28 protein-coding genes are annotated in these 23,340 nt (G+C 69.7%); 8 read left to right on the forward strand and 20 right to left on the reverse strand.

The genetic code is table 11. The features are described from left to right. Positions 1 to 2 precede the first annotated feature (2 nt). Complete coding sequence (gene fliN / locus ACIRCZ_RS11065) at positions 3 to 725, reverse strand: flagellar motor switch protein FliN (RefSeq protein WP_402852900.1); 723 nt, start codon at positions 723 to 725, stop codon at positions 3 to 5. A 38-nt stretch (positions 726 to 763) separates the two neighbouring features. Further along, positions 764 to 1,645 carry a flagellar motor switch protein FliM gene (locus ACIRCZ_RS11070; RefSeq protein WP_402852903.1) on the reverse strand — a complete coding sequence of 294 codons (882 nt, stop codon included), beginning with the start codon at positions 1,643 to 1,645 and terminating at the stop codon, positions 764 to 766. A 169-nt stretch (positions 1,646 to 1,814) separates the two neighbouring features. Between ACIRCZ_RS11070 and ACIRCZ_RS11075 the strand changes: the two genes are divergently transcribed. The 3 genes from ACIRCZ_RS11075 to ACIRCZ_RS11085 are packed head-to-tail and all read left to right on the forward strand — an operon-like array spanning position 1,815 to position 3,771. Beyond that, positions 1,815 to 2,153, forward strand: a complete 339-nt coding sequence (locus ACIRCZ_RS11075) for a flagellar FlbD family protein (protein ID WP_055897421.1) — start codon at positions 1,815 to 1,817, stop codon at positions 2,151 to 2,153. Next, on the forward strand, positions 2,153 to 2,956 hold the full coding sequence (locus ACIRCZ_RS11080) for a motility protein A (RefSeq protein ID WP_055897419.1): 804 nt from the start codon (positions 2,153 to 2,155) through the stop codon (positions 2,954 to 2,956). The genes ACIRCZ_RS11075 and ACIRCZ_RS11080 overlap by 1 nt, the downstream gene beginning before the upstream one ends. 2 nt (positions 2,957 to 2,958) lie before the next feature. Next, positions 2,959 to 3,771, forward strand: coding sequence for a flagellar motor protein MotB (locus tag ACIRCZ_RS11085; RefSeq protein WP_055897416.1), 813 nt, complete (start codon positions 2,959 to 2,961; stop codon positions 3,769 to 3,771). Positions 3,772 to 3,780: 9 nt separating this feature from the next. Here ACIRCZ_RS11085 and ACIRCZ_RS11090 read toward each other — a convergent pair whose 3' ends face one another. Further along, positions 3,781 to 4,530, reverse strand: a complete 750-nt coding sequence (locus tag ACIRCZ_RS11090) for an ABC transporter permease (protein ID WP_402852908.1) — start codon at positions 4,528 to 4,530, stop codon at positions 3,781 to 3,783. Positions 4,531 to 4,584: 54 nt separating this feature from the next. On the opposite strand from ACIRCZ_RS11090, the gene ACIRCZ_RS11095 reads away from it, so the two are divergent. Then, positions 4,585 to 5,016: a VOC family protein gene (locus ACIRCZ_RS11095; RefSeq protein WP_402852911.1), complete on the forward strand. Its 432-nt coding sequence runs from the start codon at positions 4,585 to 4,587 to the stop codon at positions 5,014 to 5,016. A gap of 110 nt (positions 5,017 to 5,126) precedes the next feature. Here ACIRCZ_RS11095 and ACIRCZ_RS11100 read toward each other — a convergent pair whose 3' ends face one another. The 17 genes from ACIRCZ_RS11100 to ACIRCZ_RS11180 all read right to left on the reverse strand — a co-directional run bounded on the left by ACIRCZ_RS11100 (position 5,127) and on the right by ACIRCZ_RS11180 (position 19,728). Further along, positions 5,127 to 6,296 carry a flagellar hook protein FlgE gene (locus ACIRCZ_RS11100; protein ID WP_055897407.1) on the reverse strand — a complete coding sequence of 390 codons (1,170 nt, stop codon included), beginning with the start codon at positions 6,294 to 6,296 and terminating at the stop codon, positions 5,127 to 5,129. A gap of 30 nt (positions 6,297 to 6,326) precedes the next feature. Beyond that, the gene (locus tag ACIRCZ_RS11105; RefSeq protein ID WP_055897405.1) at positions 6,327 to 6,779 is read right to left on the reverse strand and encodes a flagellar hook assembly protein FlgD; all 453 of its coding nucleotides are present in this window, start codon (positions 6,777 to 6,779) and stop codon (positions 6,327 to 6,329) included. A gap of 77 nt (positions 6,780 to 6,856) precedes the next feature. Continuing rightward, positions 6,857 to 8,422, reverse strand: a complete 1,566-nt coding sequence (locus ACIRCZ_RS11110; protein ID WP_402852914.1) for a flagellar hook-length control protein FliK — start codon at positions 8,420 to 8,422, stop codon at positions 6,857 to 6,859. Further along, the gene (locus ACIRCZ_RS11115) at positions 8,419 to 9,306 is read right to left on the reverse strand and encodes a C40 family peptidase (protein ID WP_402852917.1); all 888 of its coding nucleotides are present in this window, start codon (positions 9,304 to 9,306) and stop codon (positions 8,419 to 8,421) included. The genes ACIRCZ_RS11110 and ACIRCZ_RS11115 overlap by 4 nt, the downstream gene beginning before the upstream one ends. Beyond that, positions 9,303 to 9,737, reverse strand: a complete 435-nt coding sequence (locus ACIRCZ_RS11120) for a hypothetical protein (protein WP_055897399.1) — start codon at positions 9,735 to 9,737, stop codon at positions 9,303 to 9,305. The genes ACIRCZ_RS11115 and ACIRCZ_RS11120 overlap by 4 nt, the downstream gene beginning before the upstream one ends. Further along, positions 9,737 to 11,095, reverse strand: a complete 1,359-nt coding sequence (locus ACIRCZ_RS11125; protein WP_055897397.1) for a FliI/YscN family ATPase — start codon at positions 11,093 to 11,095, stop codon at positions 9,737 to 9,739. Before ACIRCZ_RS11125 ends, ACIRCZ_RS11120 begins: the two co-directional genes overlap by 1 nt. Further along, complete coding sequence (locus ACIRCZ_RS11130; RefSeq protein ID WP_402852922.1) at positions 11,092 to 11,688, reverse strand: FliH/SctL family protein; 597 nt, start codon at positions 11,686 to 11,688, stop codon at positions 11,092 to 11,094. Before ACIRCZ_RS11130 ends, ACIRCZ_RS11125 begins: the two co-directional genes overlap by 4 nt. Beyond that, positions 11,678 to 12,697, reverse strand: coding sequence for a flagellar motor switch protein FliG (fliG, locus tag ACIRCZ_RS11135; protein ID WP_055897391.1), 1,020 nt, complete (start codon positions 12,695 to 12,697; stop codon positions 11,678 to 11,680). Before fliG ends, ACIRCZ_RS11130 begins: the two co-directional genes overlap by 11 nt. After that, the gene (gene fliF / locus ACIRCZ_RS11140) at positions 12,694 to 14,289 is read right to left on the reverse strand and encodes a flagellar basal-body MS-ring/collar protein FliF (protein WP_055897387.1); all 1,596 of its coding nucleotides are present in this window, start codon (positions 14,287 to 14,289) and stop codon (positions 12,694 to 12,696) included. Before fliF ends, fliG begins: the two co-directional genes overlap by 4 nt. Further along, complete coding sequence (fliE, locus tag ACIRCZ_RS11145) at positions 14,289 to 14,603, reverse strand: flagellar hook-basal body complex protein FliE (RefSeq protein WP_055897384.1); 315 nt, start codon at positions 14,601 to 14,603, stop codon at positions 14,289 to 14,291. Before fliE ends, fliF begins: the two co-directional genes overlap by 1 nt. Beyond that, positions 14,603 to 14,995, reverse strand: a complete 393-nt coding sequence (locus ACIRCZ_RS11150; RefSeq protein WP_055897381.1) for a flagellar basal body rod protein FlgC — start codon at positions 14,993 to 14,995, stop codon at positions 14,603 to 14,605. The genes fliE and ACIRCZ_RS11150 overlap by 1 nt, the downstream gene beginning before the upstream one ends. Beyond that, entirely contained in the window at positions 14,995 to 15,336 is a 342-nt protein-coding gene (locus ACIRCZ_RS11155; RefSeq protein WP_055897377.1) for a flagellar basal body protein, read from the reverse strand. Before ACIRCZ_RS11155 ends, ACIRCZ_RS11150 begins: the two co-directional genes overlap by 1 nt. A gap of 394 nt (positions 15,337 to 15,730) precedes the next feature. Beyond that, entirely contained in the window at positions 15,731 to 16,069 is a 339-nt protein-coding gene (locus ACIRCZ_RS11160) for a hypothetical protein (RefSeq protein WP_235500540.1), read from the reverse strand. Beyond that, positions 16,056 to 16,514: a flagellar export chaperone FliS gene (gene fliS / locus ACIRCZ_RS11165; protein WP_200949675.1), complete on the reverse strand. Its 459-nt coding sequence runs from the start codon at positions 16,512 to 16,514 to the stop codon at positions 16,056 to 16,058. Before fliS ends, ACIRCZ_RS11160 begins: the two co-directional genes overlap by 14 nt. Next, entirely contained in the window at positions 16,469 to 17,854 is a 1,386-nt protein-coding gene (gene fliD / locus ACIRCZ_RS11170; protein ID WP_402852930.1) for a flagellar filament capping protein FliD, read from the reverse strand. Before fliD ends, fliS begins: the two co-directional genes overlap by 46 nt. Positions 17,855 to 17,965: 111 nt before the next feature. Further along, entirely contained in the window at positions 17,966 to 18,799 is an 834-nt protein-coding gene (locus ACIRCZ_RS11175; RefSeq protein ID WP_055897367.1) for a flagellin, read from the reverse strand. 113 nt (positions 18,800 to 18,912) lie between these two features. Then, positions 18,913 to 19,728 carry a sigma-70 family RNA polymerase sigma factor gene (locus ACIRCZ_RS11180; protein ID WP_402852933.1) on the reverse strand — a complete coding sequence of 272 codons (816 nt, stop codon included), beginning with the start codon at positions 19,726 to 19,728 and terminating at the stop codon, positions 18,913 to 18,915. A 392-nt stretch (positions 19,729 to 20,120) separates the two neighbouring features. Here ACIRCZ_RS11180 and flgN point away from each other — a divergent pair, with 392 nt between their 5' ends. Genes flgN through ACIRCZ_RS11200 form a run of 4 tightly spaced genes read left to right on the forward strand, consistent with a single transcriptional unit; the run spans position 20,121 to position 23,319 of the window. After that, positions 20,121 to 20,615 carry a flagellar export chaperone FlgN gene (gene flgN / locus ACIRCZ_RS11185; protein WP_402852936.1) on the forward strand — a complete coding sequence of 165 codons (495 nt, stop codon included), beginning with the start codon at positions 20,121 to 20,123 and terminating at the stop codon, positions 20,613 to 20,615. 12 nt (positions 20,616 to 20,627) lie between these two features. Next, on the forward strand, positions 20,628 to 22,052 hold the full coding sequence (gene flgK, locus ACIRCZ_RS11190) for a flagellar hook-associated protein FlgK (RefSeq protein WP_402852939.1): 1,425 nt from the start codon (positions 20,628 to 20,630) through the stop codon (positions 22,050 to 22,052). 2 nt (positions 22,053 to 22,054) lie between these two features. Further along, the gene (gene flgL / locus ACIRCZ_RS11195; protein WP_402852942.1) at positions 22,055 to 22,939 is read left to right on the forward strand and encodes a flagellar hook-associated protein FlgL; all 885 of its coding nucleotides are present in this window, start codon (positions 22,055 to 22,057) and stop codon (positions 22,937 to 22,939) included. Then, positions 22,936 to 23,319, forward strand: a complete 384-nt coding sequence (locus ACIRCZ_RS11200; protein ID WP_402852945.1) for a flagellar assembly protein FliW — start codon at positions 22,936 to 22,938, stop codon at positions 23,317 to 23,319. Before flgL ends, ACIRCZ_RS11200 begins: the two co-directional genes overlap by 4 nt. The last annotated feature ends 21 nt before the right edge of the window (positions 23,320 to 23,340 follow it).

Genomic DNA, 23,340 nt, shown 5'->3' on the forward strand with positions numbered 1-23,340 from the left:
AGTCAGTCCAGGTCTTCCGAGGCGTCGAGGATCTTGGTGATGCGCACCGCGTAGTCCTGGTCGATGACCACGATCTCGCCGTGCGCGATGAGGCGTCCATTGAGCAGCACGTCGGCGGGCGACCCTGCCGAGCGGTCGAGCTCGATGACGGCGCCCGGCTCCATCGCAAGCACGTCGCGCACGGGCATCCTGGTCCGGCCGATCTCCACGGTGAGCGCCATCTCGACGTTGCTGATACGCCCCAGCTTCCCGGCCATCGAGCCGGTGCCGAGATCGCGTCCCGTGCTGCTCGTGCGTCCCCGGATGGCGAACCAGCCGACGATCCCGGATGCGCCTGCCAGCTCGAACACGGTGGTGTCGGCATCCTCGAACAGCAGCGTCGCATCCTCGACCCGCGCATCGTCGAGCACGCCGGCGCCGAGGGTGTCGCTCGCGGCCTCGATGGCCGGCTGGAGCACGTCCTGCAGCGCGACGACCGGCGAACCGTCCGCCGCGTCGTCGACGAGGCTCGGCGCATCCAGCAGCACCACGGCGAGGTCGGCGGACACGTTGCCGACGAAGCTGGCGATCACGGCACTGCCCGTCGCCCCGGCGAACGCGCCGAGCGTGTGCAGGCGCGGGGTGAGCGGTGTCCCCGTCGGCAGGACGCCGACGAGGGCGTTGGCCGCGGCGAGCGCGTCGGACGCGCTCAGTGCCGTCGCGCTTCCTGTGCTGGTCATGCTCATGGTGTCTCAGTCCTCTGTATCTCTCGGCCGCGTGGTCTCTAGTCCGCCGTGTTCACGATCACGCACGCCAGCCGCGAGCCGCTGGAGCCCAGCGCTGCACCGGCGACGGGGTGACCCCCGACGGCGAGATCGAACGGTCGGTGTTGTGGATGCGGAATAGGCAGCAGGTCGCCGACGGCGAGCCCGAGCACGACGCTCGGCTTGACCAGCGCCGGCGTGAGCCGCAGGGACACGTCGACGGGCACGTGGGCGAGCTGCGCATCCAGCAGCTCGCGTGCGTCGTCTGCACTGCTGGTCGGGTTGGTCTCTCCCAGCTGGGGAAGCAGCACGATGGCCGGCAGCGCGAGTGTCGCCTCAGCGACGTTCTCCCCCACCCGCAGCTCGAAGGTCGCCACGATCATCAGCTCCGCGGTCGCCGCGGCCTGCGCGAACTGCGAGTTGTACTGGATGGCGTCGACGGAGATGGGCGTGACGAGCAGCGCGCCGAGCGAGTACCGCAGGTCTTCGAGCGCGTCGTCCATCAGCCGCCGCACGAGCGCGTGCTCGATCTGCGTGAACGTGCGCTCAGCGTCCACGGGGGTGCCGGTTCCACCGAGCATCGCGTTCACCCAGGACAGGGCGGCGACGGTCGGGAACTGGATGACGCCCTTCGGAGCGACCCCGTCGAGCTCGCACAGCACCATGGCGGTGGTGGGAGGCAGCGAAGCGGCGTACTCGTCATAGGTCTGCATGGCGACCGACTCGCACGCGACCTGGCTGAGCACGCGGACCTTCGCGGTCAACTGCGTCGCCCACTGCCGTGCGAACGTCTCGAACGCGAGCTCGAGCACGCGAGAGTGCTCCCTGGCGAGCGTGGTCGGCCGCCGGAAGTCGTACACCGGCGCCTCGGGCGCGGTCTCAGGGGCGTGCAGGGTGGTCACGGTGCCCACTATCGGCAGGGGGCCGGGATGCGTTAGGACCGGCCGCGGAATGGAACGAGATCGCCGTGATCTCCCTCATCCACCGCCTCGCACCCTTACGCCCAGCCCCCGCCGGCCGATAGTGCCCCTGTGACGGCTCACCCGGAGCCGAGACCAGGATTCGCCGCCCATGATCGTCGTCACCCGATTGAACGACAGCCAGTTCGCGGTCAACCCTGACCTCATCGAGCGCATCCACGCGAGCCCGGACACCACCCTCGTGATGGTCGACGGGGCGAAATTCATCGTGACGGAGAGCATGTCAGAGGTCATCGAGAAGATCGCCGCATACCGGGCGAGGGTCATCGCCCTCGCTCACGACCTGCCCTCCGCCACCGCGCGTCCCGCAGGCGCCCCTCAGCTCGGCCTCGTCCCCCCTGCGGACTCCGGCAGGGACGACGAGGCGCCGGATGACCACCGCGAGCACCCCGAAGCTCGGACCGTTCCCCTCCGTGCAAGGAAGAAGTGATGGATCCCGCAACCATAATCGGCATCGTCCTGGCGTTCGGCGCCGTCGTCGCCATGGTGACGATGGAGGGAGCGCACCTCAGCGCGCTCGTGCTGCCTGCCCCCATGGTGCTCGTGTTCGGCGCGACGTTCGCCGTCGGCATCGCCAGCGGCACCCTCAAGGACTTCGTCGTCGCCATGAAGGCCGTCCCGCGTGCGCTGCGCGGCAAGATCGAGCCGCCGCAGCAGGTCATCGACCAGGTCGTCGACCTCGCCGAGAAGGCCAGAGCGAACGGCCTGCTCGCGATGGAGCAGGAGGCGGACAGCATCGACGACCCGTTCCTCAAGCGCGCCCTGCAGAACATCGCGGACGGCACGGACGGCGACGAGCTGCGCGTCCTGCTGGAGGACGAGATCGCCACCAAGTCGAAGAAGGACAGGGTCGCCGCCAAATTCTTCAGCGGCATGGGCGGGTACGCGCCCACCATCGGCATCATCGGAACCGTCGTCTCTCTCACGCACGTGCTCGAGAACCTGGCGGAGCCTGGCGAGCTCGGGCCGATGATCGCCAGCGCGTTCGTCGCGACGCTGTGGGGTCTGCTGTCGGCCAACTTCCTCTGGCTGCCGCTCGGCGCGCGCCTCCGCCGCCTGTCCGAGCTGGACGTGGAGCGCATGACGCTGCTGATGGAGGGCGTGCTCGCCGTGCAGTCCGGCAGCCAGCCGCGCCTCCTCGGCGAGCGCTTGCGCGCGATGGTCCCCGATGCGGGCAGCAGCAAGAAGGACGCCAAGGACTCCAAGCCGGAGAAGCTCAAGGAAGCGGCGTAGCGATGTCCGCACGCCGCCGTCGCAAACACGAGCCAGAGGAGGAGCACGAGAACGAGGAGCGCTGGATGGCCTCCTACATGGACATGGTCACCGTGCTCATGTGCATGTTCATCGTGCTCTTCGCCATGTCGACGGTGGATCAGAAGAAGTTCGCGGAACTGAAGGACTCGCTCGCCACCGGCTTCGGCCAGGTGAAGTCGCAGAAGATCGATACGGCGACCGGCGTGATCGTGCCGCCGTCGCAGGTCGACGACAAGGGCAAGAACACCGACCTCGCGCTCGCCCAGCAGGAGGCGCAGAACCTCAAGGAACTGAAAGAGCGCATCCTGGCCTCGCTGACGAAGGACGGCCTGCAGGATGCGGTCCAGTTGCGCATCGACGAGCGCGGTCTCACGATCGGGCTGGTCGGCAACGAGACGTTCTTCGCATCCAACAGGGCGGAGCTGAGCGTGCAAGCGACCCAGGTGCTCAACGACATCGGGCCGGTGCTCGCGCCGACGCCGTACCAGGTCTCGGTCGAGGGCCACGCCGACATGCGCCAGCCGGGCGCTCCGTACCCGACCAACTGGGAGCTGTCCGCCGGACGCGCCACCAGTGTGCTGCGGCACCTGGTGGAGACCGACGGGTTCCCGCAAGAACGCATCGTGGCGCTCAGCTACGGCTCTGCGCGTCCGCTCGCCAGCGCGACGGGGACGACGGACGCCGATCTCGCCCTCAACCGGCGGGTGGATGTGGTGGTGCTGTCGAATCAGCCGGACGCCATCCGCAAGCTCATCCCGCAGGCGCTCGGGTCGACGACGACGGCGTCCGGGTAGCCGCCGCACTCAGTCCAGCGCGACGGGACGCGTCCGCACCGGGGCCAGCCACGCGGACACGATGACCGCCGTGATCGACCCTGCCGCCATGATCGCCGCGAGCACCACCACCTGGAAGCGACCGGCCTCCAGAGGCGATACGCCGCCGAAGATCGCGCCGACGAAGGCGCCGGGCAGGGTGACGAGACCGGTCGTCTTGGTCTGGTCGACCGAGGGGATGAGCGCCGAGTAGACCGCGCCGCGTGCCAGCTCCATGGTCGACTGCCTCGGGGTCGCGCCGAGCGCGAGCCAGCCTTCGACCTCATCCCAGTGGTCGATGGTCGCCTCGGTGAACCGGCGCCCTGTGAGAGTGGCGATGCTCATCGCGTTGCCGATGACGATGCCGCCGATCGCGAGCGCGTATCTGGCAGAGAACTCGATCGCGCCGGTGAGGAAGATCACCGCGAGCGTCACGACGATCCCGGTGGCCATCGCGACGCCAATCATGGTCGCGTGCTCGAGCGACCAGCCGATCCGCCTCGTCGCCGTCGCCGCCGCGACGGAGAACATGACGAGCAGCGCCAGCGCCACCCACACCGGGCTGGTGATGACCCCGGAGAGGATCACGCTGATGATCGCGAGCTGCACCGCGCCGCGGAGGATGGCGAGCAGCGGAGCCCACCGGCGCGGCACCTGGTAGACGGTGAGCACGACGGTGGCCATCGCCGCAAGCAGCAGGACGCCGAGCAGCGTCGGTCCGAGCTCGGTGATGATGGGCACGGGACGAGTGTACGAGGCGTTCCGCCCGCTCCGGTCACGCCGTATCCTCGACGCATGACAGCGCGCATCGCCAACGTCACCATCCACGCGCAGGACCCTGCCGCCCTCGCCCGTTTCTGGAGCGCGACGATGGGTTACCCGGAACCGGCGGGCTGGACGGAGGAGGAGATCGCGGAGCTGAAAGCAGCGGGGCTGGACGACGACGCCATCGCCTCCCGCGCCGTGGCCTGGGACGAGAACCCGCGCCACCAGCGCTTCTACTTCACCCGCTACGCGCACGAGCGCAGGCAGCGCAACCGGATGCACATCGACATCACGCCGTTCGAGGACCGTCCCGCATCCAGGGACGAACTCGAGGCGGAACGCGACAGGCTCGTGGCGCTCGGGGCGACCGTGGAGAAGACGCTGACGGAGGCGTGGGGACCGTACGAGGAGTTCGCGATCATGATGCGCGACCCGGAGGGAAACGAGTTCTGCCTGCAGTGAGCGGGGATGCGCATCCCGCGCCTGGAACACGAACGGCGCGGAACGCACGCCCGTCCTGAGACAGAGGATGCGTTCCGCGCCGAACCGCTGCGGGGCGGAAGTGGTGCTGGTCAGCGTTTCAGGTTGGTGAGCTCCTGGAGCACCTCGTCGGAGGTGGTGATGATACGGGCGTTCGCCTGGAAGCCGCGCTGCGCGACGATCAGGTTGGTGAACTCCTGCGAGAGGTCGACGTTGGACATTTCGAGCGAGCCGCCCTGGATGGAGCCGAGGCCGGCGTCGCCTGGACCGCCCAGCTGCGGGTTGCCGGAGTTGACGGAGGCGCGGTAGCCGGAGCCGCCCGCCTTCTCGAGGCCGCCGGGGTTGACGAACGTGGCGAGGGCGATGCGGCCGACCGCCTGCTTGTCGCCATTCGAGAACAGGCCGATCAGGGTGCCGTCCTGGGACAGGCTGAACGATTCGAGGGTTCCGGCCTGGCGGCCGTTCTGCTCCTTGAAGGCGACCGTGGTGAGGTCGGCGTATCCGGTGACCGAGCTGAGGTCGACCGCGACGCCGCCGACCGTGATGCTGCCGCCGGAGGTGAGCACGCCGTTCGTGAAGGCGAGCGCGCCGGTGCCGGTGGCTGTGCCGTCCGTGCCTGCCACATCCCATCCGGTGCCGGTCTTGGTGAAGGTGAGCGACAGCGTGCGCGCCACACCGGTGGAGTCGTAGACCTTCACGTCGCGCACCAGCTGGTCGCCGACCGCTGCGCCGGACGGCAGGTTGCCGGAGACGGTGCCCGTGGTGGTGGCGGATGCCGGCGCGACCGCCTTCAGCGGGATGGTCACGTCGCCGAGTGCTCCACCCTGCTGGATGACGCCGTTGACCGCGTTCCAGCCCTGCAGGATCGCGCCGCCCGGACCGACCAGGCGACCCTGCGCATCCGGGTCGAACGAGCCTGCACGGGTGTAGAGGGTCTCGCCGCCGACCTTGGTGACGAAGAAGCCGTCGCCGTTGATCATCATGTCGGTGGCGCGGCCGGTCGCCTGCGCTGCGCCCTGAGTGAAGTTGGTGTTGATGCCGGCCACGAGCACGCCGAGGCCGATCTGCGCGGGGTTGGTGCCGCCGGTCTCTCCCTGGCCGCCGCCCGCTCCGCGCACGAGCTGCGAGAGGGTGTCCTCGAACTGCACGGCGGAGGACTTGAAGCCGGTGGTGTTGACGTTGGCGATGTTGTTGCCCGTCACGTCCAGCATGGTCTGGTGCGAACGGAGGCCGGAGATTCCGGAGTAGAGGGAACGGAGCACGATGCTGCCTTTCTGTGAGATTCGGTGAGGTCAGGCGGTCGGCGCGGGCGCCGGTGTGGGGGTGACCACGCCGGAGATCGCGTCGAGGTTGATCTTCTGGTCGCCGACGGTGACGACAGGGACGGAGCCGGCGTACGAGACGGAGGAGGCGACGCCGGTCTGCGTTGCGCCGTCCTTGTCGATGTAGCTGACGGTGTGCCCGACGAGGGCGGCCGCAGCGGTGCGCATCTGCAGGGCGAAGCCCTCCTGGCTGGTGGTGTCCAGGTTGGTGAGCTTCTCCATGGTCGCGAGCTGCGTGGTCTGAGAGATCATCTGGTTGGTGTCCATCGGCGAGCTCGGGTCCTGGTTGCGCAACTGGGTGACCAGGAGCTGCATGAACGCCTCACTGTCGAGGGACTGCTTGGGCTGCCGGGTGGGCAGGGTGGAGTAGATGCCGCCTGTGGCGGCGGTGTCGTTCGCTCCGGTGACGGGGTCGACGGCCACGGTGGCTCCCTTCTGCGGTGAGGCTGGTCGGTTCGGTCGGTTGGGTCGATGGAGGGTGGATGGTGGAGGTCGTCCGGTCAGACGACGAGGTCGATGGTGTGACCGCCGCCGCCGTAGCGTGCCGCTGCGCGCTGCTGGTCTGCCGCGCTTCGGTCGGTGCGGGGGTCGGCTGCCTGCTCTGCCCTGGATGCGGCGGCTCCGCTCCCCTGCCGGCTTTCGGCGTTGCGCTGGTCGTCGGCCTGCGGTTGGTTCTGGCTGGACAGGTCGAGGCTGCCGGAGAGCCCGGCGCCGTTGAGGTCGCGCCGCAGGTCGGGCAGGATGGCGCGCAGCGCGTCCCTTCCTCCGTCTGTGGGGGCGAACAGTTCGACCCGCACGCCATCGGTGCCGACGTGCGCGCGGACGGTCACCGGTCCGAGGGTGTCCGGGGTGACGTGAACGGTCATGACGTGATCGCCACGCCCGGCGGAGGCCAGCGTGAAGATGGGGCGCGCGAGCTGCTGCGGGAGCGCGGGCTGGGCCGTCTGGGGGGGCGCGTGCGAGGCAGAGGTGGCGGTCGTGGGCGCGGTGGAGGCGGCAGCGGCGACGGCCGGGGCCGCGACGACGCCGGGGGTGGATGCGGAGGGCGCGGTCGCGACGGCCGGGGCGGCATCGTCGGCGGGGCGCGTGGTGGCGCGGGCGGTAGGTGCGGCAGCGGCAGATGCGGCAGAGCCAGTAGAGGCAGTGGCCGAGGTGGAGGCGGTGGCTGCGGATGCGGGTGCGGGGGCGGCCGCGCTCCCGGACGAAGCCGCGCTGGCTGCCGTGGTCGGGGACGATGCCGGCACGGCAGGCGACGCGGATGCGACCGGGACGGCGGCCTCGGCCGCGTCGGTCGCGGAAGCGGAGGCGGCGGAGGCCGAAGCGGGTGCGGCGGAGGCCGAAGCGGGTGCGGCGGAGGCCGCCGAAGCCGAGGCCGACGAGCCGGCTGCCGTGAGCGGCGAGGACGAGTCGATGTCGGCCGACGCGGAGGGTGCGGGAGCAGTCACAGGCGTACCGGCGCCGCCGCCACGTCCCCCGCCCGTGTCTCCCGATCCTCCCGGAGCGGCGGGGGCGCTGGGGCCGGGGGCGGCTGCCGATGCGGTGACGGACGGGGTCGCCCCCGTTGCGTCAACGGCTCCGTTCGCGGTGCGACCGAGACCGCCCGTGGCCGGTCCGGCCGGAGCAGACGCCGAGGCCACGACCGCGGTCGCCGTCGCGGTCGCTTCGGCGAGCGCTGTCTGTGGTGTCGTGCCGTCCGCTGTGGCGGCGGACGCACCGTCGGCGAGAGCGGCGGAAGCGACGGCCGGCGTGGCCGGCGCGGCGGGCGGCGGGGTGGCCGCACCCGCGCTCTCCGCGGAGGGGGTTCCAGCAGGCTTCGCGGTGCCGGAGGCCGCGTCAGGGGAACTGGACTTCGCGGGCTTGCGCTGGCGCGAATCGGCGGGCGAGGAAGGCTCGTCCCGGACGGCGGGGCGCGCCTCCCGCGCATCCCTGGCGTCTGGGCGGGGGGAGGGCGTGGCCGGTGTGGCGCCGGCGAGGAACTGCTGGAACGCGTCTCCCGCTGTGCCGGGCTTGCCCGCGCGTGCCTGCGCAGCAGGAGTCTGGGTCACCGGAGCGATGGTCGGGCTCATTCAGAACCTCCGCCGAGCATCGAGGCGAGAAGCGCCTGCAGTTGCACGGCCTGCGCCGCGGCGGAGGACCCGGACGACGACTGACCGGAGAGAGCGGAGAGCCCGGAGAGCCCGGAGAGTCCAGACAGGCCAGACAGGCCGGACAGGCCGGACAGCGACGACAGAGCGGAGAGCCCTGACGAGCCCGTCAGCCCGGACAACCCGGACAACCCGGACAAGCCGGACAACCCGGACAACCCAGACAACCCGCTCAGCCCCGCCGCCGACAGCCCGCCCGCTGCGTTGAATGCGGCAGGCGCGCTCGCCAGCGCCGCGCTCGCCGCGCTCGCCTCCGGCACCACGCGGCGGATGGTGACGATGTCCGAGTCGTCCATCCAGTTGTCCACCAGGCTCACGTTGCGGCCCTCGCTCGGCGCGTGGATGACCTTCCCGTCTCCCGCGTAGATGACGATGTGGTCGCCGCCGTTGGTGACGATCAGGTCGCCGGGCTTCGCCTGCGCGAGCGACGGCACCTCCGTGCCGAGGGTCGACTGGCCGGAGACCAGGCGGGGGACGTCGATGCCGAGGTCCTTGAAGACGCGCTGCACCAGGCCGGAGCAGTCGAGGCCGCTGGAGGTGGTTCCCCCGAAGACGTACGGGACGCCGAGGTACTTCTTCGCATCGGCGACCACGTCCGCGCCGGTCACCGACCCGCCGCCCGCGGTTGCGCCGACACCGGAGGTCTCTCCGACTGCCCCGGCGAGCGCGTTCGCGAAGTCGGTCGCCGAGGTGCTGGACGAGCCGGACGACGAACCCGTCGACGACGTCGCCGCTGTCGGGTTGTCGATCTGCACCAGCGTGGCCTGGATCTGGGCGATCCTGGTGAGTGCGTCGGTGACGGTCATGCGTCGTTCCCTTCCCGTTCGCGCACCCAGGCGCCGGTGGCGATTTCGTCGATCGCGGCCTGTTCCGCGCTGAGTTCTCCCGCGATCACGCTGGCGTTGTGCCGCGCCTCGAGCTTCTCCAGCCCGACCGCCCGCGCTTTCGCCTCGCCGAATGCGGTCTGCGCCTCGGCGACGTCGGCATCCGCGCGCTCGGCGAGGGCGGCGAGGTCGGCGAGCATGCTGCGACTGGATGCGCGTGCAGCGGCCATCGCGAACAGCGTGCTCGCGTCCGTGGCCTCGACCGGCACAGCGTGCAGGGCGGCGATGGCGCGCGCCTGGCGTTCCCCCGCATCCCGCCGGAACGCATTGGCCGCAGCGAGGTCGCTCGCCGCGTGGTCCTTCTCGATCTGCCGCAGCCGCAGCAGACCCGCCAACTGGAACGCCCGTGCCATCAGACACCTCCGAGCAGGTTCACGAGGTGGCCGAGACGCTGCCACGCCTCGGCCGGTTCGGCGTTCTCGCCGAGGTTCTGGCGCAGGAAGGCGTTGATGGCGTCTTCGTGCGCGACGGCCGCATCCACTCGCGGGTTGGTGCCCGTCTTGTATGCGCCGACGTCGAGGAGGTCTTGGGCCGCGACCTTGGCGGCGAGCACGCTGCGCAGGGCGACGGCGGCGGCGCGCTGCTCCGGCGTTGTGACGCGGGAGGCGAGGCGCGAGATGGAGCCGAGGACGTCGACCGAGGGGAAGTGCCCGACCACGGCGAGGCGGCGGTCCATCACCACGTGGCCGTCGAGGATCGAGCGGGCGGCGTCGGCGATCGGCTCGTTGTGGTCGTCGCCGTCGACGAGCACGGTGTAGAGGCCGGTGATCGACCCGGTCTCGCCTGTGCCCGCGCGTTCGAGGAGCTGGGCGAGCAGGGAGAACGTCGACGGCGGGTACCCGCGGGTGGCCGGCGGTTCGCCGACCGACAGGCCGATCTCGCGCTGCGCCATCGCGACGCGGGTCAGCGAGTCCATCATCAGCACGACGTGCGCTCCCGCGTCGCGGAACGACTCGGCGATGCGGGTGGCGGTGAACGCGGCGCGCAAGCGCATGACGGCGGGCTCGTCCGAGGTCGCGACGACCACGATGGAGCGGGCGAGCCCTTCCTGCCCGAGGTCGTCCTCGAGGAACTCCCGTACCTCTCGGCCGCGCTCCCCCACCAGCGCGATCACCGAGATCTCGGCTTCCGTTCCGCGGGCGATCATCGACAGCAGCGACGACTTGCCGACCCCGGAGCCGGCGAACAGGCCGAGCCTCTGCCCCCGACCGACGGTGACGAGCGTGTCCAGCACGCGCACCCCCAGTCCGAGCGGGCTCTGGATGCGCGCCCTCCGCATCGCCTCAGGGGCGCGGTGGTCGATGGGCACGAAGCCGTCCGGCTCGATCGGGCCCTTGCCGTCGACCGGGCGGCCGAGCGAGTCGATGACGCGGCCGAGCATCCCGCGCCCGGTCGGGACGAGCAGCGGGGCGCCGAGCGCGCGGACAGGCGCGCCGGCGCCGATGCCGGTGAGACGGCCGAACGGCATGACCCTGATGCGCTCCGCCGAGGTCGCGACGACCTCCGCGTGCACGCCCGGCCGCTCCCCCACGACGACGATGTCACCGATCGCTGCCGGCACGCCCTCGACTTCCGCGCCGAGTCCGACGATCCCGACGACGCGACCGACCTTCTCCACCCCAGCGGCGCGCACGGCGTCCGCGATGCGCGGGAGCACGGCGGTCGCCGTTGCCGTGCCTGCGGCGGTGGCGGTTTCGGCGGCTCCGTTCATCCCAGCGCCTCCCTCGCCCTGTCCATGGCCGAGTGGATGCGCGCATCCAGCCAGCCGTCCGGAAGCTCGCCGATCGCATCCCCCGGTGCGAGCGCAGGGTCGGCCACCAGGCGCACAGCGTCGCCCGCAGCGCCCTGGCCGATCGCGGCGAGGTCCTCCGGGTTGAGCCGCACGACGCTCACCGCCCCGGCGACGTCGCCGCCGAGCACCCGCGAGACGGCAGCGTTGGCGGCGGCGACCCGGTTGGCCAGCGCATCCCCCACCACGGCCTGCGCGAGCGAGAAAGCCGCCTCGACCAGGGAGTTCTCCGCCTCGGCCAGCACCGGCACCGTCGACTCGCGCAGCTCGATCGCCGCGTTCCTCAGCGCAGCGGCGAGCACGGCGAGCCGTTCGGCTGCTGCTGCGTCGTCCGCTTCGCGGTCGGCATCCGCCGCCGCGAGCCACGCCTGCTGCTCCTCCGCCGCCGCGCGCAGGCCGTCCGCATACCCGGCTGCATAGCCGCGAGAGCGTGCGGCATCGCCCTGCGCGACCGCCTCGGCGGTCTCCGCGATCACCGGGATCGCGACGGGAGCGAACACGGCGTCATTCGACATACGCGTCCTCGTCGTTCCGCTGCACGGTGATCGCGCCCGTCGCCTCCAGGTCGCGGATGGCGCGCACGATCTCGGCGCGGGCGTCCTCCACCTGCGACAGGCGCACGGGGCCGAGCACGCGGATCTCGTCCGCGAGGATCTCCCTGTTGCGCTCGGACAGGTTGCCCGTGATCGTCTCGATGACCTGCTCTGTCGCGCCCTTCATCGCCACGGCCAGCATGGCGGCGTCGATGCCGCGCAGCACCTGCTGCACGTCGCGGTCCTCCAGCTTGACGATGTCGGCGAAGGTGAGCATCCGGGAGCGGACCTCTTCTGCCAGCTCGGGGTTCCTGCGCTCGAGCGCTTCGAGGAGCGCCTTCTCCGTGCTGGCATCCGCCCTGTTGATGATGTCGACCAGCGGCTGCACTCCCCCGACCACGTCGGACGAATCGCGCGAACCGACGACCGCGCCGGCGCGCTGCTTGAGCGTGTCGGCGACGACGCGCACCGCATCGGGGCTGGCGCTGCCCATCGTCGCGATGGCGTGGGCGACGTCTGCTCTCGCGGTCTCGTCGAGACCGGCGAGGATGCGGGATGCGTGGTCGGGACGCAGGTGCGCGAGCACCAGGGCGCTGGTCTGCGGCAGCTCACCGGTCAGCAGCATCTGCACCTGCCCAGGCTCGACCGCGTCCAGGAACTCGAACTGCTTTCCCGCCATGCTGGAGGCGACCCTGTTGAGGACGCCGGTGGCCTTCTCCGCGCCGAACGACGCTTCGAGCAGGCCGACCGCGATGTCCCTGCCGCCGCGGGTGCTCATCCCGCCGCGCACGGTGATGTCGTGGAACTCGCTGATCGCCTTCTCCGCGATGGCGGGGTCGACCCTGCGCAACCGAAGGATCTCCGCGGTGATCTCGTCGGCCTCCTCCTCGGAGAACTGCTTCATCACCTGGGCCGCGCGCTGCTGATCCATGTTCATCAGCACGATGGCGGCCTTCTGCGCGCCGGTCAGCGGCGCCTTGAGCTCGTTCATACGCCCTGCCGCTCATCCATCAGGCTGCGGAGGAACTCCGCCGTCTTCTGCGGGTCGCGCTCTGCGAGCGCTTCGATCTCCGCGCGGCGGCGCTCGGCTTCCAGCTCCGGCGCTGTCGGCTCGGGCAGCGGGTCGAGCTGCATCGGCACGGTGGGCGGAGCCTGTTCGAGCGCGATCGGGAACGCCGCGGCGTCCAGTTCGACGGTGTCGGCACCGTCGATGGCCGCCGCCTCCTCCGCGCGCTTGCGGCTGCGGCGGTAGAGCGCGAACACGATGATCACCGCGGCGACGATGGCCGCCCCGATGATCGAGGTGCGGATGATCCCGGTGAGCTGGTCGGCCGCCGCAGCGTCCTTCGCCTCCTGGATCGCCTTGGCGGCCTCGGTGGCGCTGGCCTTGCTGAAGTTGACCATCTCCACGCTCACCGAGTCGCCGCGGGTCACGTCGATCCCTGCCGCGGCGTTGACGAGATTGCGGATCTCGTTGGTGCTCACGTCGCCGCCCACCGCATCCTTGTTGAGGGCGACAGAGACCGTCTGCCTGTTCACGGCGCCGGCCGGGATGGTGCGCTGCTCGGTGACTTTGTCGACCGCGTTGTCCTTGGTCGCGGACTGGGAGTTGAACGTGCCGTTGCCGTTGGTGCCGTTCGGGACGGCGATGTTGTCCGGTCCGAGCACGCCGGCGGCAGACCCGCCGGAGCCGGTGTACGTCTCCGACTGCGTCGTCTCGCTGAGCGACGGCGCGTTGGTCGGGGTCGTGTACGACTCCTCCGTGCGCTGCGCGGACTCCGAGCTGACGTCTGCGGCGACGGCCACGGTCGCGTTCCCCGGGCCGACGACCTTGTCGAGCATGGTCTGCACTGCCGTCTTCACGCGGGTCTCGTAGTCGCTGGCCTGCTTGTCCGCTCCCCCGACGGCGCCGGTCCCGACCGCGCTGAGCACCGTGCCGGATGCGTCGATCACGGCCACGTCGGTCGGCTGCATCCCGGTGATGGCAGCGCTGGTGAGATGCACGATCGCCTGCACCTGATCGGCGGAGAGCGTCACGCCGTTCTGCGTCTCCACGAACACGGACGCGGTCGGGTCCTTCTTCTCGGACACGAACACGGTGTCCTCCGGGATCGCCAGGCGAACGGATGCGGTCTTGACGCCCTTCATGGCGCTGATCGTCGACCCGAGCTCACCCTCCATGGCGCGCTTGTACGTGACGGACTGCTGGAACTCCGACGACGTGACCCCCATCTTGTCGAGCAGCGAGTACCCGCCCGTGCTCGCGGTCGGAAGCCCGGCGGACGCCGCCTTGAGGCGCTCGTCGTACACCTTCTGCTGCGGCACGAGGATCGTGCCTCCGCCGTCGGTGAGCTGGTACGGCACGCCATCGGTGCGGAGCTGGTCGACGATGCTGGACGCATCCGTCGCCTGCAGCCCTGAGAACAGCGGCGTGTACGCGGGCTGCGACGCCCACATCGCGAGCCCGGTGACGCCGAGCGCGACCACGGCGACACCGATGATCGCGATGACGCGCTGCGCGATCGAGAAGCCGCGGATCGTGTCGCCGAGCCGCCGGAAGAAGCTTGTGACCTGCTGTGGCATCAGGCCTGCATCCGCATGATCTCGTTGAACGCATCCACGGCCTTGTTGCGGACGCCTGCGACGAGTTCGAGGGTGACCTGGGCGCGCGACGAGGCGATGGTGGCGTCGTGGATGTCGGAGAGGTTGCCCGTGACCGCCTGGATCGCGAGCTTGTCACTGGTGCCCTGCAGCTGCTGCAGGTTGTCGATGGCGCCGGTGAGGGAGTTGCCGAACGCCGCTCCCCCTGTGCCGGTGACTCCGGATGCGGCGGAGAGTGCGCTGGTGGCGCCGGTGGTGTCGACAGCGCTGACGGCGCCGATGGCGGGAATGGGCATCAGTTGCGTCCGATCTCGAGGGCTGCCTGGTACGACTCTTTGGCGCGGTCGACGACCGCTGCGTTGGCCTGGTAGCCGCGCTGCGCCATGATCAGGGCGCCCATCTGCGACGACAGGTCGATGTCCGGGTAGCGCACGTAGCCGTTCTCGTCGGCGACGGGGTTGTCCGGCTCGTAGACCATCCGGCCCTCCGCGCTGCCGTATGCCGCGCCTGCGACGTACACGCCGGTGGTGCCCTCCCCCTCCTGCGCCACGACGTAGCGCGCCTGGAAGGCCGCCCCGTCCGTCGGCTTCGCCGTGTTGATGTTGGCGAGGTTGTCGGAGATGGCGTCGAGCCACTTGCGGTGCAGGGTGAGCCCCGTGCCCGCGATGCCGATTGCGTCGAATGTCATCAGCTGGTCCTCAGTGCCGCTCGGATGGACGAGAACTGGCCGCCCGCCGCCTGCGAGGCGAACTGGAAGCGCAGCACGGTGTCCACGTTGGACAGGGTCTCTGTGTCGAGGTTGACGTTGTTGCCGTCGAGCCTGGTCGGCTCGAGCGAGCGGGCGACAGTGGATGCGGCATGGCCGTCCCCCTGCGCGACGGAGCGGGCGAGCGCATCCTCGAACGACACGCGCTCCGCGGTGTAACCGGGCGTGTTCACGTTGGCGATGTTGTTGGCGATCGCCCGCTGCCGGGCGGCGAGGCCGTCGAGGGCACTCGCGAGCGCGGCACTGGTCACGGATTCGAGCACAGCTGCATCCCATCGGAAATCATCTGGAGTGGCGGCCGATCCGTGGCCTGATCTGCGAGCGATCCGTGCTCACTCTCTGCTATCGGCAGCCGCGCGCAGGTCGTTAGCTATTCGTTGGATCGGGTGTGGAGAACTCCCCTGTAACCGTCTTCGTGCACAGCTTCATCCACAGCTGTTCACACCCCTGGAATTACACGGTGGTAGTTTCGAACGCGCGTTCGAATCTGGGGAAAGGCGTTCAGAAAGCCTGATCAGAGGTGCTTTTGAAGCTTGAAGGGATCTGAGAGTCCACACATCTCGCGCGTGTCCTCCACACGTTTACCGCCCTCATCCACCTGTTGTGCACAGAGTTATCCACAGGTGGGGAACTCTGTGCGCACCCGCACCAGGCCGGTCAGCCGATGAGGTCGAAGTACACCGGGTGCGGGCCGGGCTCGGCCGCCGGCACGGCGCGCACGGCCGCGAGGTGCTTCGCGGTGGTCTGGCGCACGTCTTCCAGGTAGCGGATCGTGTGCATCTGCGCCTCGAGGATGCGCGCGGCGCGCTCCATCAGCTCGGGCGGGATGGGGCCGAGGGCGATCGGGGGGCGCCACGGCACAGGGTCGATCGTGGCGAGTGCGCCCTGCAGGTCGTGCTCCATCTGGGTCAGCGCGTCGTCCCAGCCGGTGGGGGAGTGGGGCTCGTCACTCGGAGCGTCCGCCTCCCACTGGTCGAAGTCGTCAGGCTGTGCCAAGGGTTCCGCCTGTCTCCGACGGCAGCAGCGCCGCGGCCTCGTGCCAGGTCTGGCGGAGCGGCTCGATGAGGTCGATGGCCTCGCGGACCTTCTCAGGGTCGCGTTCGATGTTGCCGAAGACAATCAGGTCGGCCACGTAGGTGTAGAGCTGCAGGAGGCCGTCAGCGCCGTCCCAGGCGTCGAGGCGGAGGGAGGAGGCGAGCTCGGCGACGATCTGGTCCGCGTGGCGCAGGTTCTCCCACGCCACCGGCCAGTTGCCGTCCTTCTGCGCCGTCTCCGCGCGGGTCAGATCGAGGACCAGCCTGTCGTACAGCATCGTCAGGAGGCGCACAGGCGAGGCGGAGAGGACCGCGTCCCTGTTGTACGCGTTGAGTTTCGCGGCCGTGCCGCTCAGCAGGCTCACGAGGAACTCGATGAGAGCGAGGCGAGCTGACCGGTCAGCCATGAGGACTGCGACTGCAGTTGCTGCAGTTGCACTTCGAGGTTCGCGTAGGTCTTCTCCAGGGTAGAGCGGCGGTCGGCGAGCCGGGAGTCCCAGTCGGTGATCTGGTCGTTGAGGCCCTTCACCGTGGCCTGCTCGCCGGTGATCTTGGTGGTGATCGTGCCGTCGTACTTGTCACTGGCGGCCGTCGCTGCGTCGGCGACCCGGCCGGCGATCGTCTGGACGACCGCCTTCACCTTCTCCGGATCGGCGGCGAGCGCTGCACCGAAGATGTCCTTGTCGAAGGTGAGCGTTCCGTCGCGGGTGATGCTGATGCCGTATGTGGACGGCGACACCCCGTTGACGGGGGCGGATGCGGCGTCGATCAGCTTCTGGTTCGCATCCCGCACCGTCGAGTCGCCCGTGAACGATCCGGCCGTGACGACCGTCCCGCCTGCTGCATCCGTGCTCGTGGCCACCGCCTGCTTCGAGCTGATGTACGAGAAGATGTCGTTCAGGCTGGTGACCAGGGAGTTCGCGAGGTCGGTGATCGCCTTGTCGTCGCGGGCGATCGACAGCGTCACCGGGGTGGTGGATGCGGCGCTCACCGTGATCGAGACGCCGGGGAGCACGTCGCTGAAGGAGTTGCTGGACGAGGTGACCGACTGGGCGGCGCCGGTGCCGCTCCACAGCGTGAGCTGTGCATCCTGTGCAGCGCGCACCTGGGCAGCGCCCGGTTCGGTGAGAAGGTTCGTGGCGGTTCCGGCGGTCACATCGGCCGGTGTTCCGCGGTATGCGGTGAACGCCGCCGCGGCGCCGGTCGCTGTCGAACTGAGCTGCAGCCGGTACGTCGGCTGGCCGCTGACCGGGTCGAGTCCAGCGGCGACGCGGGTGGCGCTGACGCCGACGCCCGCCTTGTTGATCGCGGCGGCGACGTCGGCGAGCGACGAGCTCGCGGCGGTGACCTGCTTGGTCGTGCCGTCCGCCGCGACGAAGGTGAGCACGGGCGGCTGGTCCGGCCACTCGGTGAGCGGGCCGGTGACGATGACCTGGGACTGGGCGACCTTGTCGACGGTGAAGTCGATGGTGCCGTCCACAGCACCCGTGCCGGCGGTGACGGTCACCGAGGTGGAGCTGCTGGTGGCGATGTGCAGGTCGGTGCCCGTCGGCTTCGACGCCTTGGTCGCCGAGTCCGCGAGGGCTGCGACCTTGGTGTTGAGCGCCTGCATCGCGCTGATGTACGTGGTGGAGTCTGTGACCTTGTTCTTCAGCAGGGTCTGCGGGATCGCTTCCGCCTGCATCAGCTGGTCGATCAGCTGGGTGGTGTTGAGGCCACTGATGAGCCCGTCGACGGCCATGCCCATGCTGGACTCCCTTTCTGTCGTCGTGTCGGCCGGCCTCCGAAGCGATGCGGTGGTCAGCCGGTGGTGCGGCCGGGATGCGCTTTGGGGTTGCGCATCCCGGCCGCAGCCCTACTAGCGGAGCAGCTGCAGAACGCCCTGGCCGGACTGGTTGGCCTGCGCGAGCATCGCGGTGCCGGCCTGCGACAGGATGTTGGAGCGGGTGTACTTCACCATCTCCTCCGCCATGTCGGTGTCGGTGATACGCGAGTTCGCGGCCGACAGGTTCTCCTTGGAGACGTTGAGGCTGCGGATGGTGCTCTCGAAGCGGTTCTGGACCGCACCGAGGTTGGCGCGCGCGGTGGACACGCCCTTGATCTGCGTGTCGAGCGCAGCGATCGAGGTGAGCGCGTTCGCAGCGCTGTCGAACGTCAGGGCGCCAACGGCGGTCGCGACCGTCGCGACGTTGGCACCGGTCAGGTCGACGTCGATCTGGTCGTTCGCGGCGACAGAGCCTGCGCCGACCTGGAAGGTCAGCTTTGCGTTCGAGCCGTCGAGCAGGTTGATGCCGTTGAAGTTCGCGGATCCGGAGATACGCGTGAGCTCCTTGGTCAGCTGGTCGACCTCGGTCTTGATAGCACCGCGCGAGTCGGCGTTGTTCGAGTCGCTACCGGCCTGGACAGCCAGGTCGCGCACGCGCTGCAAGATCGAGTGGACCTCGGTGAGCTGGCCTTCAGCGGTCTGCACGACGCTGATGCCGTCCTGAGCGTTGCGGGCGGCGACCGTGAGGCCTCCGACCTGCGACTTCAGGCCCTCCGAGATGGCCAGGCCGGCCGCGTCGTCCGCCGCACGGTTGATGCGGAGGCCGCTGGACAGCTTCTCGAGCGACTTCGACAGGTCGCTCTGCGTGTTGTTCAGGTTGCGGTAGGCGTTGAGTGCCGAGATGTTGGTGTTGATCTGCATACCCATGATTGCTTTTCCTCCATGACTGGGTTCGTGCTGCCCATCCGTGGGCCGCAACTTCTTCTATCGGCCGCTCCGTGCATCCCGTTAGCGGCAATCCGATTCGATTGCCGCTCGGCTCAGGATGCGCGTGCGGACGTGGACGACGGCGGGGGCGACAGGCGCGCCACGTTGGCCACCGCGTGCTGGGCCAGCCTGGCGAGGTACGCGCTGCGGCGGGCCTGCGAGGTCTTGGCCTCGATGATCTCCGGGTCGCCTTCGTCGGCGTAGTGCGTCGCCATGCCTTCGCGCATGAGGCGGATGGCCTCGGAGCGCTGCTGGGACACGGCCGAGTGGGTGATCCCGAGCTCTTCTGCGACCTCGGTCACGGTGCGGTCGTCGAAGTAGATGGCCTCGACCACGTAGCGCATCCGGTCGGGAAGGGCGGAGACGGCGGCCCGCACGTACGCGGTCTGCTCTCCGGCGAGCAGTGAGTCCTCCGGGGTGGCGGCGTCGGAGACGAGGATCGACTCGACGGTCTCGTCGATGGTGGTGACCACCCTGGATGCGTCGGAGAGCGCAGCGGAAGCCGTCTCGCGGTCGACGCCGAGCGCGTTCGCGATCTCCTCGATCGTCGGCGTGCGGCCCAGCCCAGCGGTGAGGCTCTCCTGCACCGCCATCGTCTCCTTGATGCGCTTGCGCGCGGAGCGCGTGGCCCAGTCGCTCGCGCGCATCTCGTCGGCGAACGCACCGACGATACGGGTGCGCGCGTACGCCCCGAACGGGATGCCGAGCGTCGGGTCGAAGGCGCCCGCCGCCTGGACGAGGGCGAGAGCGCCGGCCGAGGCCAGGTCGTCGCGCGACAGGTGCGTCGCGCGCGAACACAGGTCGGAGACGAGATAGCCGACGAGCGGCAGGTTCTCGACGACGAGCGTGTTGCGTTCTGTCCGGTTCACGCGGGTGACCCCTGTCTTGGTTTGCCGAGCGCCCGCTGGCCGGCCGGCGTTGTCTGCCGGGGTTCGGTGCGGGTGGTGCTCGGGCGGTGCTGTGGATGTCCGGACTTACTTCGGGTGCCGAACAGGCGCTAGGGGTCGTTCGTTGTTCACGGTAACAATTGCAAGTAATCCAGCACGCGTGTGTCGCGCCCCCACTACGGGGCAGGGCGTACCCCCAGTACGGGGAATATTGAAATTCATGTGAAAAGCGCTAGGGATCACAGCGAACTCATTGCTCGACGCCCCTAACATCGAGGCCAACCCTGCCGATGGTCCCTGTTGACGGCGCAGACCGTGTGCCGACGACCCGAGGGGACCATGTGCGCACGACGACTCACGAGGAGGTTGGCGACATGGCGGCGAGCGAACTCTCAGCACAGCTCTGGAAAGAACGCGAACTGCTCGAGCTGCTGCTCTTCAAGCTCGAGGAGGAGCAGCTGCTGCTCACCGCGGGCAAGTCGCGCTGGATCTCGCACGCGACCCGCGAGGTCGAGCAGGTCATGGAGCGGATGCGCTCCGTCGGCCTCGCACGAACGGTCGAGGTCGCTACCCTCGCGGAGGAGTGGGGGATCAGCCCTGACTCCAGCCTCCGTGAGCTCGCCGTCGCCGCACCGGACGGGATCTGGTCCGACATCTTCTCGTCGCACCTCGCGGCGATGATCGAACTCACCGGTCAGATCGCCGAGGTACGCGACACCAACGAGCGTCTGCTGCGCGAGGCGGCCCGCTCCACCCAGGAGACCATCAACGGCCTGGCCGGCGGCGGGGGAGACCCCGGCGTGTACGGCGCCGGCGGGGAGAGCCGGCCCGGTGCATCCACCGCCAGGCTCTTCGACACGGAAGCGTAGGACGACACCAGGATGAGCACCTTCAGCGGACTCAACACCGCGTACACCGGCCTCGTCGCGGCCAAGGCCGGCCTCGACGTCGTCGGCCAGAACCTGGTCAACGCCAACACGCAGGGGTACACCAGGCAGCGCATCTCGACCTCGGGCGTTCCCGCCCTCAACCAGGCGGGGCTTTTCACCGGCGGCGTCCGCCCAGGCCAGGGCGTCAGCATCAACGGCGTCCAGCGGCTCGACGACGCGACCCTGGATGCGCGCGTCCGCACCACCACGGCGCTCTCCGGATACTCGGGCACCAGGGCGTCGGCGCTCGCCACCCTCGAAGGCTCGCTCAACGAGCCGGGCACGAACGGCATCTCCACGCAGCTCCAGAAGTTCTGGTCGGCGTGGGGCGACGTGTCCAACCAGGCAGGGGAGCAGGCGCCGGCCGGCGTGCTGCTCGGCCAGGCCGGCAGCCTGGTCACCCAGATCTCGCAGGGCTACGCCGCTGTCGACAGCCAGTGGAGCGCCCTGCGCACCAACGTCGACGGCATGGTCACCGACCTCAACCAGGCCGCGAGTCAGGTCGCCGACCTGAACGGCCGCATCAGGGCGACGCTCGCCGCCGGCGGCTCCGCGAACGAGCTGATGGACCGCCGCGACGTCCTCACCACCCAGATCGCCAACCTCGCGGGCGGCGTCGTCCGTCCGCTCGACGACGGCACCGTGGATGTGCTGATCGGCGGAAACGCGATCGTCTCCGGCACCACGTTCAATGCAGTGCAGGTCGCTGGGGCACGGGTCATGGGCGACGCGACGGCCGACCCCGTGCGCCTCGAGTGGGCGCACCGGCCAGGCCAGGCCATCGCGATGGAGGGCGGCGCCATCTCCGGCGCGATCTCCACGCTCGCGCCGGCAGACGCATCCGGAACGGGCGGAGTGCTCGCAGAGGCCGCCGCCAGCTACAACGCGTTCGCGGTCACCCTCGCGCAGCGGGTCAACGACCTGCACCGCACAGGCACCACGTCCACCGGAGCGACCGGCCTCGACTTCTTCGCCATCGACGCGACCAAGCCGGCCGCTCTCGGCCTGTCCGTCGTACCGACCACCGTCGGCCAGATCGCCACGGGGACGCCTGGCGCAGGCGGGAGCGACGGCAGTCTCGCTGGGGCCATCGCCCAGCTCGGCACGGGGCCGAACGCCATCGACAAGCAGTGGTCCGCGTTCGTCGTGCGCGTCGGCGTCGCCAGCAAGTCGGAACAGCAGCAGGCCTCGCTCGCCGACCTCGCGTCGAAAGGCGCCGTCAACGCGCAGCTCTCCAACTCGTCCGTCGACCTCGACGAAGAGAACATGAACATGCTGGCGTTCCAGCATGCGTATCAGGGCGCCGCCCGCGTGATGACCGCGGTCGACGAAGCGCTCGACGTGCTCATCAACCACACCGGACTGGTCGGGAGGTAACCGTGTTCACCCGTGTGACGAACGCGACCCAGACGCTCAACGCGCAGAACAACCTGCAGGCGAGCCTGCAGCGGCAGGCAGCGCTCTACGATCAGGCGACGAGCAGGCGCCTCATCACCAAGCCGTCGGACGACCCGACGGCCACGGCGAGCGCCCTCAGCGTCCGCTCCGACCAGGCTGCCAACGCGCAGTACGCGCGCAACGCCGACAACGGCGACGCCTGGCTCAGCACGGCAGACTCCACCCTCACCTCCGTGGAGGCGATCATGCGCAGGGTGCGCGACCTCACGGTGCAGGGATCCAACGACGGCGCACTGTCTCCGGAGGCGAAGGAGTCGGTCGCCACCGAGCTGGACGGTCTGAAGAAGAGCCTGCTGTCGCTCGCGAACACTACATACCTCGGACGGAATGTGTTCGCAGGCAACTCGAACGCCGGTGTCGCCTTCCAGCCGGACTACTCGTTCACCGGCGTCGCCGGGAGTACAGTCGATCGCAGGGTCGGCCCGGATTCGACCGTGCGTGTCGACTCCGACGGGTCCGCCGTGTTCGGCGTCGGCGCATCCTCGGTGTTCGCGCTCATCGACAACACCGTGAGCGACCTGCGCACGGGAGTGAACACGGGGCCGCGGCTCGGGGAGATCGACGATCGGATGAAGGCCATCGTGGGAGAACACGCGGAGATCGGCGGGCGTCAGACCCGCATCGACAAGGCGAAGGACACGCTCGCCCTCAACTCCACCTCGCTCGAGAGCCAGCGTTCCAGCATCGAGGACGTCGACCTCAGCAAGGTCCTCCTCGACCTGAAGACCCAGGATGTGAACTACCAGACCGCGATCGCCGTCACGGCACGCGTGCTGCAGCCGACGCTGATGGACTTCCTCCGATGAGCGCCGTCAGCTTCATCGCACCGCCTCCCGGCCTGGAGCCGCTCGTCGACTTCGAGCTCACCGCCGTCGCAGGCGCGGACGGCCTGTACACGCTGCAGGCGTCTGAGCGACCGGAGATCCGGCTGTTCACGATCGACGCGGCCAGGCACCTGCCCGGATACTCGCCGGAGCTGCCGGACGACAGGGCCGCCGACCTCGGCGTCACCACGGCCGAGGAGGTGCTGGCGCTCGTCGTCGTCACTCCGTCGCGCGAGGGCAGCACGGTGAACCTCGCCGCTCCCGTGCTGGTGAACCGCACGACGGGCGCAGGGCTGCAGCTCGTGCTCGACGACGACGTGTTCCCCGTGCAGGCCGAACTCGCCGCCCTTGCAGGAGCCTGAGCGCGAACCAGCTGGCCGACC

It is taken from the genome of Leifsonia sp. NPDC102414, assembly GCF_044765685.1.
Classification (GTDB): Bacteria; Actinomycetota; Actinomycetes; order Actinomycetales; family Microbacteriaceae; genus Leifsonia.

Excerpts from the sequence above, each read along its gene's own strand:
- fliN (WP_402852900.1), bottom strand. The coding sequence starts at position 725 with ATGAGCATGACCAGCACAGGAAGCGCGACGGCACTGAGCGCGTCCGAC.
- ACIRCZ_RS11075 (WP_055897421.1), top strand. The coding sequence starts at position 1,815 with ATGATCGTCGTCACCCGATTGAACGACAGCCAGTTCGCGGTCAACCCT.
- ACIRCZ_RS11080 (WP_055897419.1), top strand. The coding sequence starts at position 2,153 with ATGGATCCCGCAACCATAATCGGCATCGTCCTGGCGTTCGGCGCCGTC.
- ACIRCZ_RS11085 (WP_055897416.1), top strand. The coding sequence starts at position 2,959 with ATGTCCGCACGCCGCCGTCGCAAACACGAGCCAGAGGAGGAGCACGAG.
- ACIRCZ_RS11095 (WP_402852911.1), top strand. The coding sequence starts at position 4,585 with ATGACAGCGCGCATCGCCAACGTCACCATCCACGCGCAGGACCCTGCC.
- ACIRCZ_RS11110 (WP_402852914.1), bottom strand. The coding sequence starts at position 8,422 with ATGAGCCCGACCATCGCTCCGGTGACCCAGACTCCTGCTGCGCAGGCA.
- ACIRCZ_RS11115 (WP_402852917.1), bottom strand. The coding sequence starts at position 9,306 with ATGACCGTCACCGACGCACTCACCAGGATCGCCCAGATCCAGGCCACG.
- ACIRCZ_RS11120 (WP_055897399.1), bottom strand. The coding sequence starts at position 9,737 with ATGGCACGGGCGTTCCAGTTGGCGGGTCTGCTGCGGCTGCGGCAGATC.
- ACIRCZ_RS11125 (WP_055897397.1), bottom strand. The coding sequence starts at position 11,095 with ATGAACGGAGCCGCCGAAACCGCCACCGCCGCAGGCACGGCAACGGCG.
- ACIRCZ_RS11130 (WP_402852922.1), bottom strand. The coding sequence starts at position 11,688 with ATGTCGAATGACGCCGTGTTCGCTCCCGTCGCGATCCCGGTGATCGCG.
- fliG (WP_055897391.1), bottom strand. The coding sequence starts at position 12,697 with ATGAACGAGCTCAAGGCGCCGCTGACCGGCGCGCAGAAGGCCGCCATC.
- fliF (WP_055897387.1), bottom strand. The coding sequence starts at position 14,289 with ATGCCACAGCAGGTCACAAGCTTCTTCCGGCGGCTCGGCGACACGATC.
- fliE (WP_055897384.1), bottom strand. The coding sequence starts at position 14,603 with ATGCCCATTCCCGCCATCGGCGCCGTCAGCGCTGTCGACACCACCGGC.
- ACIRCZ_RS11150 (WP_055897381.1), bottom strand. The coding sequence starts at position 14,995 with ATGACATTCGACGCAATCGGCATCGCGGGCACGGGGCTCACCCTGCAC.
- fliS (WP_200949675.1), bottom strand. The coding sequence starts at position 16,514 with ATGGCTGACCGGTCAGCTCGCCTCGCTCTCATCGAGTTCCTCGTGAGC.
- fliD (WP_402852930.1), bottom strand. The coding sequence starts at position 17,854 with ATGGGCATGGCCGTCGACGGGCTCATCAGTGGCCTCAACACCACCCAG.
- ACIRCZ_RS11175 (WP_055897367.1), bottom strand. The coding sequence starts at position 18,799 with ATGGGTATGCAGATCAACACCAACATCTCGGCACTCAACGCCTACCGC.
- flgN (WP_402852936.1), top strand. The coding sequence starts at position 20,121 with ATGGCGGCGAGCGAACTCTCAGCACAGCTCTGGAAAGAACGCGAACTG.
- flgK (WP_402852939.1), top strand. The coding sequence starts at position 20,628 with ATGAGCACCTTCAGCGGACTCAACACCGCGTACACCGGCCTCGTCGCG.
- ACIRCZ_RS11200 (WP_402852945.1), top strand. The coding sequence starts at position 22,936 with ATGAGCGCCGTCAGCTTCATCGCACCGCCTCCCGGCCTGGAGCCGCTC.